This window comes from Streptomyces sp. NBC_00190, from assembly GCF_036203305.1.
Taxonomy (GTDB): Bacteria; Actinomycetota; Actinomycetes; order Streptomycetales; family Streptomycetaceae; genus Streptomyces.
The window spans coordinates 1,097,324-1,109,224 of sequence record NZ_CP108131.1 but is presented as its reverse complement, the minus strand read 5'-3'; the positions used below and the strand labels follow the sequence as shown (position 1 = coordinate 1,109,224).

The window sequence follows — 11,901 nt, the reverse complement described above, 5'->3', positions numbered from 1 at the left end:
CTCCATTACATGCCTGAGGCACCTATCCCACCTATGCCACTTTCGGCCAGATCACCCGAGTTCGCCCACAGGGCCCAACCGGCGGCCCGGCCTACGGAGGCGGCCTCAGAGGTGGGCGTCCAGGAACGCCCGGAACTCCTCGCGCGTCATCGGTCCGGCCTGGCTCGCGAATGCCTCACCGTCCCTGATGAGCACGGCGGTCGGCGCGCCGGTCACGCCGTAACGCCTGGTCGGCCCGGGGCAGCGGGTCATGTCGGTGCGGACGGCGGTGAACCGCGCCCCGTACTCCTCGGACAGCTCGCCGACGAGCGTGTCCATCGCCCGGCACGCCTCCAGGGCCTTCGGCCAGCTCCCGCAGAAGTAGGCGAGAACCGGCCCCGGCGCCATGGAGAGGATGAAGTCGAACTCCTGGTCCTCCAATGGCTGGTGTACCCGACGTGCCATGCGTGCCGCTCCTCGCTCCCATGCCTCCCGCGACCGGGAGGCGGCACCCATCATCGCCGCTGCACGCGGCGGCCGATTGTCAGTGGTGCCTGTGAAGCTTGGAGGCATGGACGACAGGATGCTCCGCCGCCGGGTCTACGGCGCCGACCACGACGATCCCGACCCAGGCCCCCGCCCCGGCCACGTCTACGGCGAACTCGTGGGCGGTCCCCTGGACGGGCTCCTCCTCGACATCACGGGCTGGAGCACCCCGCAGCTCGCGGAAGAGGCCCGGCTGTCCACGGAGATAGGGCGCTACGGGGCGGGCGGCCGTGCCCACTACCGCCGCCGGGCGGGCGATCCGGGGCGCTGGGACTGGACGGGCGACAGCCGCTGACCCGATCCGGGCCGGTCAGGGCGGCCGGGGGCCGGGGCCGGAGGTCGACGGGGCAGCCGGTCAGCGGGCCGCGGCGCCGCGGCTCACCTTCCCGGCCCACAGCACCAGCGGCACCTGGAGCGGCAGCCGGCCGAACGCCACGGCGCGCACGGCGGGGGAGCGGTGGCGCGCGTCGGCGGCCATCTTGACGTTCGCCGGGAACACGCCGACGAAGAAGGCGGCCGCGGCCATCGCGGCCGCCTTGCGGGTCCGCGGATGGGCGACCCCGGCGGCAAGCGCGAGCTCGGCCACCCCGCTCGCGTACGTCCACGCGCGCGGGCTGCCCGGCAGCGAGCGCGGGACGGTCGCGTCGAACTTCTCGGGCACGGCGGCGTGCGCGACCGCCGCCCCGGCCAGGAGGCCGGCGAGCAGGAGCGGCGAGGAAGGCGTGCGCGGCATGGGGGACCTTTCGGGAGCGGCCTGGGCGGCGATCCTACTCGCGAGTAGGGGTGCGCCGGATGGCCCCTCCGGAAAATTCTCCGAAGAATCTTCGAGGAGCTGTCGATCCGGGCGCCTCCCGTTCGACGCAGGGGTGAGAGGCGGGGAGAGCCCCCGCCGCTTCCGACCGAGGAGTCACCATGCCGCGCTTCCTGACGATGATCCGCATCAACGAGCAGGACCTGCCGCCCGAGAAGTTCCCGGCCGAGTTCGAGCAGCGCATGGGCGCCCTGTTCGAGGAGATCACCAAGGCCGGGGTCATGCTGGACACCGCCGGGCTGCTCCCCACCTCCGAGGGGACCCGGCTCAGCTGGTCCGGCGGAAAGATCAGCTACACCGACGGCCCGTTCACGGAGACCAAGGAGGTCGTCGGCGGCTACTCCCTGACCCAGTGCAAGGACAAGGCCGAGGCCATCGAGTGGACGAAGAGGTTCCTGGAGATCCACCCGGCGGAGTGGAACGTGAGCGCCGAGGTCAGGGAGATCCAGGAGATGTGATCCGCGCCCCGTTTGCCCTGCCGCGTCACGGCTGCTCTGATGGGTGGCCGTGACGGCAGTGAGTACGGCCCAGGCGGTCGAAGCGGTGTTCCGGATCGAGTCCGCGCGCATCATCGCGGGCGTCGCCCGGATCGTGCGGGACGTCGGCATCGCCGAGGAACTCGCGCAGGACGCCCTCGTCGCCGCACTCGAACAGTGGCCGCAGTCCGGCGTCCCGGACCGGCCGGGCGCCTGGCTGATGGCCACCGCCAAGCACCGCGCGGTCGACCTCGTGCGCCGCAAGGAGACGTACGCGCGCAAACTCGCCGAGGTCGGCCGGAGCCTGGAGGACGTACCCGCCCCCGGCGAACCGGCCGACCCGGACGACATCGACGACGACCTGCTGCGGCTGATCTTCACCGCCTGCCATCCGGTGCTGGCGACCGAGGCCCGGATCGCACTCACCCTGCGCCTGATGGGCGGGCTGACGACCCAGGAGATCGCCCGCGCCTTCCTCGCCTCCGAGTCCACCGTCGCCCAGCGCATCGTCCGGGCGAAGCGGACGCTCGCCACCGCCGGCGTGCCCTTCGAAGTCCCGTACGGGGCCGACCGCGAGGCGCGGCTCGCCTCGGTCCTGGAGGTCATCTACCTCGTCTTCAACGAGGGCTACTCGGCCACCGCCGGCGAGGACCTCGTCCGCCCCGCCCTGTGCGAGGACGCCCTGCGGCTGGCCCGCGTCCTGGCGGCGCTGATGCCCAAGGAGCCCGAGGTGCACGGCCTGGCCGCGCTGCTGGAGTTCCAGGCGTCCCGGATGGCCACCCGCACCGGCCCCGACGGGGAACCGGTCCTGCTCGCCGACCAGAACCGGGCCCGGTGGAACCGGATGCTCATCCACCGGGGCATCGAGGCCATGCGCCACGCAGGCAGCGGCCCGTACTCCCTGCAGGCCGCGATCGCCGGCTGCCACGCGGCGGCCGTCCGCTACGAGGACACCGACTGGCCGACGATCGCCGCCCTGTACGGGAGCCTCGTCACGCTCGTCCCGTCCCCGGTGGTGGAGCTCAACCGGGCGGTGGCCGTGTCGATGGCCCAGGGACCGGAGGCGGCGCTGCCGCTGGTCGACGCGCTGGCGCAGGAGCCGGGGCTGCGCGCCTACCACCTGCTGCCGAGCGTGCGGGGAGACCTGCTGGAGCGCCTCGGCCGGCCGGCTGAGGCCCGCGCCGAGTTCGAGCGGGCGGCCTCGCTCACCCGCAACGCGCGGGAGCGCGCCCTGCTCCGCAGCCGCGCGGCCCGCCTCTGACCGCAGCGGAACCGGCCGCCGCGGTCCTCCTTGCCGAGCCACCGGGCATCGGCCGTCCGCGTCCGACGCCCCGATACACGGCGCACGCCGTCGCCGGCCGCCAGGACCGGGGCCGGGGCTCAGCCGCGCCGGGCGTACGCGGCCACGTCGAGCGGTGACCCGACGGGCCGGCGCTGCGGGGTCAGCGCGACGGGCCGGCGGAACCCGCCCGAGCGGGCGATCTCCTGGACCTTCAGACGCAGCGCCTCCTGCAGGTCGCCCATGGTGCGGCGGGCCGCGACGGTGTCCACGTACAGGGAGTTCATGTGCATTCCGTCGGCGTCCCGCTGGAACCACGAGCAGGCTCCGTTGGCCCGCGCAGACCACACGTGGGTGGCGGGCCGCCACTCGTCGTGGCGGTCGGCGCCCCGGCACTTGCGCATGTCGATGTACGAGAAGAAGTTCACCGGGTAGGGCCACGAGCGGGCGGCGAACTCCTCGGGCGCCAGCAGCTCCCACGCGCGGACGAACGGCACGTCGATATGGCCGATCATCTCGGTGAATCCGGCCCGGACCGCGGCCATGACCTGCGCGAAGTCCCGGCCGGGAGAGGCGTCGAACTCGATGGGCATGGTGTTGACGAACCATCCCACCGAGTCCGCCCAGCCTTCCCGGCCGCGCTCGCTGACCGGCATCAGGCCCCGGTAGACGCCGGGGCCGCCCGCCTCGCGCAGGCACACCGCGACGGAGGCGAGCACCCCCATGAACGGCTTGCCGCCGACCGCCAGGCAGGTCTTCTCGAACACCTCCGCCTCACCCGCGTCCAGCAGCACGGAGGCTTCGTTGACGATCGGGTACATCCGGCCCGGTTCCACCCCGAGGTCGAGCGGGAAGCGGGGGAAGAACCCGCCGCCGCGCTCGATGAACTCCTTCCAGTAGCCCAGGCGTTCGTCGCCGGCGTCGATGGAGAGGTAGCGGCGCCGCTGCTCGTCGGCGAAGTCGAGGTAGCTGGGGGCGACCGGCGGCAGCCCGCTGTCCTCACCGCGGCACAGGGCCTCGTAGTCGGTCAGCACCTCGTGGACGACGATCGGCATCGACATGCCGTCGCACACGATGTGGTCGAAGGCGAGATAGACCGTCGCGGAGTCCTCGCGCAGGACCGCGCCCATGGTGAACAGCGGCCAGGACAGGGTGTCGATGCTCCGCTTGAACCGCTCGACGAGGAAGTCCCGCAGGAGCTCGGAGGTCGCGAAGGCGCCCACGGGCTCGGCCTCGAGGGCGAGTTCGGCCGGGTCAAAGGGCTCACAGGCCAGTTCCCCGGCCAGCCTCCGGAACGCGCACCTCAGCACCTCGTGCCGCTGGACGAAGGCCAGCAGGGCGCGGGCCAGGGCCGGTTCGTCCAGCCGCCCGGCCACTTCGAAGGTGACCGCGATCCACGACGCGACGGGGTCGTCGGCGGCCCGGCTCTCCTCGGCGACGGTGAAGTGCTTGTCCTGGTTGAAGGACGCCTTCCTGCCCGCCGCGTCACCCGGGCCGTCGCTCTCCTCCGCCGCCGTGGACCGCAACCGCCACTCGACCACCCGACCAGGTGCCACTTGGTGCATTTCCAGAGGAAATTGCCGCATACCGTCATCCCTTCGCCCCCGAGTCAACCCCAAGGCCCCTAACGACCCCCGACCCGGGGAGGTGACGGAATCCGGTCCCGCGGGTGTCCTTCAGGCGTCGTCCCCGTCCGCGTCCCCGTCCGCGTCCGCGTCGTCGCGGCGCACCTCGATGTGGTCGGCGGCGAGGTCGACGGCCACGCGCTGCTCCATGCCCAGGGCCTCCAGGAACTTCTGCGGGAGCTGCACGCGGCCGGTGCGGTCCAGCATCACGTACTCGCGCTCGCTCACCGACTCCGCGCCGTGCTCGTCGGTGACCGTGCGGCGCAGGACCTCGCTGCTGGTGCGGCCGTCGCGGATGGCCACGGTGCGGCGGACCTCGCCCGCGACGAGCGGGTCGTGGGTCACGATGACCACGGTGGCGCCCAGCTCGCGGTTGACGGTGCGGAAGGCCTCGAAGATGGCGGCGCCGGTCTCGGAGTCGAGTTCTCCGGTGGGCTCGTCGGCGAGCAGGACCGCGGGATCGTTGGCCATGGCCACGGCGATCGCCACCCGCTGCTGCTGCCCGCCGGAGAGCTCGGCCGGCCGGCGGCCCGCCAGGTCGGGGATCTCCAGCGCTTCGAGGAGGTCGCGGACGCGGCCCGCGCGGCGCGCGGCGGCGCCCCGGGAGGCGCGGCCCCTCAGCTGCATGGGGAGGGCGATGTTCTGGGCCGCGGTCAGGAAGGGCAGCAGATTGCGGGCGGTCTGCTGCCAGACGAAGCCCACCGCCTCCCGCCGGTAGCGCAGCCGGTCCTTCGCGGACATTTCCAGCAGGTCGTAGCCCCCGACGGTGGCGGTGCCCGCCGTGGGGACGTCCAGTCCGGCCAGGATGTTCAGCAGGGTGGACTTGCCGCTGCCGGAGGCACCGACCAGGGCCACCAGGTCACCCTGGGCCACGGTCAGTTCGAGCCCCTGCAAGGCCTGTACCTCGACCCCGTCGGTGCTGAAGATGCGCACCAGGCGGTCGCAGGCGATGGCCGTGCCCGCCCCGGTCGTACGGGGCGCGGCGGCGGCCAGGGCCTGCGTGCGCAGCTCTTCGTAGGTCGGCTGGTCGGTGTTCACCGCTGGTCTCCCGCTCTCAACTCGGTGGTGATCTGTCGCCTTCCGGATATCGCGGCCTCCGCGAGCACACCCGCGGTGACCAGGGCCGTCAGGCCCAGCACCTGGGTCAGCACGGGCCGCGCGGCGAGCCGCAGCCCGGCCGGCACCTTCTCCCCGACCAGCGCGGACAGGTCCACGGCCGGGCCGATCAGGGCCACGGCGGCCAGCGCGACCAGCCCGCCGCCGAGGGCGGCGACCAGGGCCTGCGGCAACGCCTCGGCCAGGATCAGGGCCACGCCCTGCCGGGGGCGCAGGCCCATGGTGCGCAGCCGCGCCAGCAGCGCCGCCCGCTCGGGCGCCGCGCGGACGAGGGTGAGGAGGACGGACAGCAGGGCGAAGCCCGCGGCGGCCGCGACGGCCGCCCAGAACAGCCGGCCGGCCGAGTGCTGGAGGGGTTCGCCGGCGAGTGCCGCGACGGAGGCGGCACTGGTCTTGACCGTGTAGTGGCCGGCGGTCGCGGCCGGAACCGTGGCGCGGATCAGGTCGTGCAGCCCGGTCTCGTCGACGGGCCCGGTCGCGAACCACCGGTTCGGGCGGGTGGTCTTGGGGATGTGGGCGCCGGCCGGTCCGGCCGGGAGCACGACGGTGGAGCCGCCCGGGCCCGCCACGGCGGGCGTGCCGTCGACCACACCGGCGGCCCTGACCGCGACTTCGTCGCTGCCGATCCGCACCCGCAGGGTGTCGGAGACGGCTCGCGCGGCGAGGTCGCGGCTCAGCAGCGCGGGCACGGGAGCGTCGGGGGCGCCGCCGGCGAGCAGCGCCGGGTCGAACCGGCCGCGCCCCACGGTGCGGGCCAGTTCCGCGTACGCCTCCGGCTCGGCGACGACCACCGTCACCTGGGTGGAGCCCTCCTTGGTGCCGAAGAGGAAGGTGTAGTCGTCCGTCCACACGGGGACGGACGTGCGTACGCCGGGCAGCGCGGCCGCGGCTCGGATCAGCTCCGGCGCGAGGGTGCCGGCCGCGGGCGCGATGACCTGGGCGTCGCCGCCGACGGTCTGCCGGACCGCCTGCAGCCGGGCGGTGTCCACCGAGCTCAGCACCGTGGCCCCGAAGCCGCCCGTGGTGACCGCGAGCAGCAGCGCGACCAGCGGTAGCACCGGGACGCGTGCCCGGCCGCCGGTGCCCCGGGCGGCCCGGGCCAGCCCCAGGAAGCCGATCAGGCCGGAACCCCGGCCCGCCGCCCGGGCCATCGCCCCGACGGCGGCGGGCAGCAGCCGGGCCAGGACGAGCGCGCCGGACAGCGCCAGCAGCAGCGGGGCGGCGACCACCAGCGGATCCAGTCCGCCGCCGGCGGGGGCGACCCCGCGACGGCGTACCTCGAACACGGCCGCGGCGGTGGCGGTGAGCACGAGCAGCTCGGCGACGAGCCGGCGGCGGGGGCGCGGCCGCCGCGGCGCGGACAGCAGCACGGCGGCGCGTACGGGGAAGGCCAGCAGCGCCAGGAGGGTGACGGCCGACGCCCCGGCCAGCGAGGCGGTCAGGCGCGGTGTCGGCAGCAGCAGTACGGCGAGCCAAGTGGCCAGCGCGGCGGCCGGCAGCACGGTGACGGCGGCCTCACCGAGCAGGCGGCCCACGACGGTGCGGCGCGAGCCGCCGCGTGCGAGCAGCAGCCGCAGTTCGGCCTCGCGCCGGTCCCCGGTGAGCGCGGCGGCGAGGCAGAACACGACGAGGGCCACCCCGGCGACTCCGGCCGTGCCGATCGCGGCGAGTGGCGCGGCGGCCTGGCGACGGGCCTCGGCCTGCTTGAACAGTTCCGGCAGGCGGGAGTTGATGCGCAGCTCGGGGCGCTGGGTGGCGCGTGTCAGCGCGGAGGAGGTGGGGCCGGCCACGTAGGCGGCGATCTCCCGGGTGACGGCGGGCAGCTGGTCGGCCCGCAGGACCGCGGTGTCGACCGGCAGCCGCCAGAAGTCTTCGGCGCCGTCGCCCCAGACGGCGAGCGGGTCGAGGCCGTCCGGGCCGACCAGGGCGGCCGTCTGCCAGTACAGCTGGGGCACGACGGTGGGAGTGAAGGCCTGGCAGGCCTTGGTCAGGCAGGGCAGGTCGGTCCAGTAGACGTCCGTCGGGTCGGCGGCGTCGTAGAGGCCGACCACCTCGGCCCGGGCCGTACCGGCGGTGCCCGGTACGGATTCCAGCACGGTGCCGAGCGGGACCCGGAGGGTCTCGGACGCCGCGCGCGACAGCGCGACCTGGACCGGGGCGCCGGGGGCGGCGCCGCCAGGCCAGCGCCCGGCCACGAGAGACACGTGCGCGGCGGCCTCGGGCAGGCGGATCAGCGTGAGCCGCGGGTCGACACCATCGGGACGCGGCATGTCGGGGTTGGTGAGGCTGCGCGATTTCACACCGAGGGTGCCGTGCACCGGACCGCTCGCATCGAGCCTGAAGGACCCGCCGGTACGCGAACGCAGCGTGGCGAGCACGGAGTCCAGCTCCTGGGGGCTCTGCCGGCCGTACCGGGCGGGCGCGGTGGCGAGCAGGCTCGTCGGGCCGGGGCCCCGGTCGTGCAGGAAGGAGCGCAGCGCCTGGTCGGAGCCCCGGTCGACGGCGCGCGGCAGGGCGGCCGCCAGCAGGACGGCGACGAAGGCGAGGGCGGCGCCGAGCAGCGCGGTCAGCGGCGCGGCGCGCAGCCGGGTCCGTACCCAGGGCGCGGGGCGGGTCCCGCGCCCGTCGGCGGCGGTCGGGGCCGGGCGGGTCACATGTCCTCCAAGAGGCGCAGCCGTTCGGCGGAGCCCCGGACGGTCCGGTCACGGCGGCCGCCGAACACGGCCGACAGCAGCGGCACCGCGGCGACCGCGGCGGCCATCAGCAGGGTCTGGGCAGCCGGCAGGTCCACCAGCACCCCGGGCACCGGCCGCCGCGCGGCCGGCGTCAGCACCACCAGCGGCACCACCATGTGGACGATGGCGGCGCCGAGCCCCAGCCCGACGGCGGTGCCCAGGCCCACCAGGACACCGCTATCGGCGGCGGCCGTCCGGCCCAGCCCGCGGCGGGGCGCACCGAGCGCCAGCAGCACGGCGAACTCCCGGGCCCGTTCCCGCCCGGTGGCAGCGGCGGCGGCCCCGAAGCCGATCGCCGCCAGCACCGCGCAGGCCACCGCGAGGGCGGCGAGCGCGCTCTGGGGGCCCGCGCTCAGCGGGTCGTCCAGCAGGGCGGCGGCCACTTCCTCGCGCAGCTCCACCTGCTGCGACCCGGCCGCGGAGCGCAGTGCGGCGGCGGCCTGCGCGGGGACGGGGTCGCCCGCGGAGGCGGCCGGCAGCCACCACTCGCCGGGGGCGGGCAGCTCCCTCGCGCCGTCGGCGGCCAACAGCCGCCCGGCGGTGGCCAGATCGACGGCCAGCGCGCTGTCACCGGCCACCGGCAGGGAGCCGACGGCCGCGGTGATCCGCACCGGCACGCTCGCGCTGCCCAGGGGAACGCGGACCAGATCGCCGACGGACGCGCCGACGGCGGCGAGGTACCCGCGGGTGGCGATGCCGGGCACCTCGGCCGCGGGAGCACCGCCGGGGACCAGCCCGATCCGGACGCCGGCGAGGGTGTCGGAGCCGCCGCGGTAGCGCAGCCGCAGCAGTGCCGGGCCGCCCTGGCCGCCCTCAGCGCCCGGCAGCAGTTCGGCGACGGCAGCGCCGCTGGTCAGGGCCGGGGTGCTCAGGGCCCAGGCAGACGCGCCGCCGGGGACGGGCAGGGCCTCGCCGTGCGGGCTGTCGGCGACGGCGAGCCGGCGTACGGTCAGCTCCCCGGTGAGATCCCGCGGGCCGGGCGCCACCCCGTCGTCGGAGGGGTCGGGGCCGGGGTCCTCCATGCCGTACGAGAACACCAGCCCGGCCAGGTTCAGCGGCGCGGCGGCGGACCCGAGCGGGGCCCCGGTGAGCGCGTCCAGGTCCACCGATACGGTCGCTTCCCCTGCCTCGGGCAGCTGGAGCATCGGAGTCCGGAAGGTGAGGCCGAACCGGTCGCGCAGCAGCAGCCCCAGGCCGGGGTGGCTGCCGACTCCCGGCGCCCGTACCGTCACGTCCACGTCGATGCGCCGCGGCCGGCCGGGCAGCGCGATGCCGCCCGCGCCCGTGCCGCCGTCCACGGCGAGGGGCTTGAACAGCTCCCGCATGGCGCGCCCGTCCCGCAAGTCGGCGCGCAGCGGCACCCGTTCGGCCACCCCGGCGGCGTCCAGCGCGAGCACCTCCCCGGCGCGCCCGCCCGGCAGCTCCTGCTTGGCACGGATCACCGGGATCACCCGCTCGCCGCCGGGCAGTGACGCGTAGCGTCCGCCCCGGCCCGGCGAGGCCAGTTCGCTGCCCGATATCCGCAGGCCGCCGGCGGTGGCGAAGTCGGCCTGGTCGCGCTGGGACGCGGACCAGGCGGTGTGCTGGCCGAGCGCCAGGACCCCGCTGGACACGGCGAGGACCAGCAGCAGCACGGGGCCGGTGGCCCGCCCGGGCCGGCGGGCGAGCTGCCAGCCGACCAGTGCGGGGCCCAGCCCGCGGCCGCGGGCGGCCAGCCGCCCGCCCAGCCGCGCGGCGAACGGCAGCAGCCGCAGCACCAGGAGGGTGCCGGCGCACAGGGCCAGGGTCGGCGCGGCCACCAGCACCGGGTCGACGCCGAGTCCGCCGCCCGCCCCGGCCGGGGCGGGCCCGTGGCCGCTGTACTGCGCCAGCTGCTGGTAGGCGAGGACGGCGAGCACCACCAGCGCCAGGTCCGCGCCGGACCGGGCGGCCCCCGCGACGAGGGCCTGACGGCGGCCGCTGCGGCGCAGGGCGGCGGCGCCCGCGCCGCGCAGTACGGCCGGAAGCGCGGTCAGGGCCACGCACCCGAGGGCGCAGGCGCCCGCGACGGGCCACAGCAGCCAGCCCCCGGACGTGTCGAACGGGACCTGCGACAGCGGGCCGAATCCGCCGAGCAGGTCCAGCAGGGGCGGGGCGAGCAGCGGTGCGAGAACGGCGGCGGGCAGCGCCAGGAGCAGCGACCCGGCGGCGCCGAGGGCGCCGAGCCGTGCGCGTGAGGCGCCGCGCGCGGTGAGCAGGACGCGCTCGGGTTCCTGGCGGTCCGTCAGCAGGTGGGCGACCAGCAGCAGGGCGGCCGCGGCGAGGACGGCGAGCTGGAGCGCGCCGACCAGCAGGGAAGAACGGGCGACGAGTTGAGCGGACTCCAACTCGCCGAGCAGTGCCGGAAGTTCGCTCCTGATCTGGAGGCCGGCGGGGATCTTGACACCGGCTCCGGCCGGGCCGCCGGCCAGTGGCGCCGCGCGTTCGCGCAGGACCTCGGCCTCGGCGGGGCGCACGGCGGCGAAGTCGGGGGCGAGGAGCGAGGCACGGCTGTTCTGCGCGAGCCCGCCCGCGGTGAAGGCGCTGCCGTCGACGAGCAGCGGGCCGTAGGTGGTGAAACTGCCGACCTGGACCTCGCGGCCGCCGAGCGGGTCGAGCCGCCAGTACGCGGCCCCGGGATCGGCCGCCTGGTAGACGCCGGTGACCAGCACGGTGAGCGGGGCGCCGCCGTACCGGTCGTCCAGGTGCAGCTCGGCGGGCAGCGCGGCCTCGGTCAGTCCGAGCCGGACCAGCGCCGCCCGGGGCACGGCCACCGGCAGCCGGGACGGATCCGCCCCGCCCGGTCCGCCCGCCGCCTGCGGCCACTGGCCCGCGAGGAGCCGTACGCGGTCCCGGTCGAGGGAGGCGAGCAGTGTCAGATCGGCGTCCTTGCCGGGCGCGCTGCCACCTTGCAGGCCGTACGGACGGCTGCGCGCCACCGACTCGACGCCGTACGGGATCCCGCCGAACAGCTCGCCCGCGAAGGCCCGTACGGCCCCGTCGCCCCCGGGGCCGGCCGACCCCGGATGCTCGTCGGTGACCAGGACGGTGGCCCGGCTCCAGCCCGGCCCCTGGAGCGCCTGGCGCAGTCCCGCCTCGCCCACACCACGGGTGAAGGCGAACAGTGCCGTCAGCACGGTCGTGGTGATCAGTACGGTGAGCAGTACGGCGGCAGCGAGCGGCAATCGCCCGCGCAGCCGGCGCACGACGAAGCCGAGCATGTGCCTTGTTCCTCCCCCGTCCGGACCTCTGGCACCGGATAGCGGACGATGCTGTCAGATTCGAACGCACAGGGGAAGGGACTTGCGTACAGGAT

The 11,901-nt window shown here is 75.6% G+C and carries 9 protein-coding genes; 3 read left to right on the top strand and 6 right to left on the bottom strand.

The genetic code is table 11. The annotated features are described in order from the left end of the window. Positions 1-105 precede the first annotated feature (105 nt). On the bottom strand, positions 106-444 hold the full coding sequence (locus OG429_RS05575) for a thioredoxin family protein (protein ID WP_328924162.1): 339 nt from the start codon (positions 442-444) through the stop codon (positions 106-108). Positions 445-550: 106 nt separating this feature from the next. Here OG429_RS05575 and OG429_RS05570 point away from each other — a divergent pair, with 106 nt between their 5' ends. Then, positions 551-820, top strand: coding sequence for a hypothetical protein (locus OG429_RS05570; RefSeq protein WP_328924161.1), 270 nt, complete (start codon positions 551-553; stop codon positions 818-820). Positions 821-880: 60 nt separating this feature from the next. On the opposite strand, the gene OG429_RS05565 is transcribed toward OG429_RS05570, so the two are convergent. Next, entirely contained in the window at positions 881-1,258 is a 378-nt protein-coding gene (locus tag OG429_RS05565; protein ID WP_328924160.1) for a DoxX family protein, read from the bottom strand. 179 nt (positions 1,259-1,437) lie between these two features. Here OG429_RS05565 and OG429_RS05560 point away from each other — a divergent pair, with 179 nt between their 5' ends. Continuing rightward, positions 1,438-1,794 (top strand): YciI family protein, encoded by a 357-nt coding sequence (locus OG429_RS05560; RefSeq protein WP_328924159.1) that lies wholly within the window; start codon positions 1,438-1,440, stop codon positions 1,792-1,794. A gap of 58 nt (positions 1,795-1,852) precedes the next feature. Further along, entirely contained in the window at positions 1,853-3,073 is a 1,221-nt protein-coding gene (locus OG429_RS05555) for an RNA polymerase sigma factor (RefSeq protein ID WP_328930165.1), read from the top strand. A gap of 119 nt (positions 3,074-3,192) precedes the next feature. Here the strand turns inward: OG429_RS05555 and OG429_RS05550 are convergent, their stop codons facing one another. From OG429_RS05550 to OG429_RS05535, 4 genes are all read right to left on the bottom strand, one after another. Then, positions 3,193-4,677, bottom strand: a complete 1,485-nt coding sequence (locus OG429_RS05550) for a condensation domain-containing protein (protein ID WP_405680437.1) — start codon at positions 4,675-4,677, stop codon at positions 3,193-3,195. A 90-nt stretch (positions 4,678-4,767) separates the two neighbouring features. Next, a complete protein-coding gene (locus OG429_RS05545) occupies positions 4,768-5,754 on the bottom strand; it encodes an ABC transporter ATP-binding protein (RefSeq protein ID WP_405680438.1) in 987 nt (328 codons plus the stop codon). Further along, positions 5,751-8,486: a hypothetical protein gene (locus OG429_RS05540; RefSeq protein ID WP_328924157.1), complete on the bottom strand. Its 2,736-nt coding sequence runs from the start codon at positions 8,484-8,486 to the stop codon at positions 5,751-5,753. The genes OG429_RS05545 and OG429_RS05540 overlap by 4 nt, the downstream gene beginning before the upstream one ends. Beyond that, complete coding sequence (locus OG429_RS05535) at positions 8,483-11,806, bottom strand: FtsX-like permease family protein (RefSeq protein ID WP_328924156.1); 3,324 nt, start codon at positions 11,804-11,806, stop codon at positions 8,483-8,485. Before OG429_RS05535 ends, OG429_RS05540 begins: the two co-directional genes overlap by 4 nt. Between the last annotated feature and the right edge of the window lie 95 nt (positions 11,807-11,901).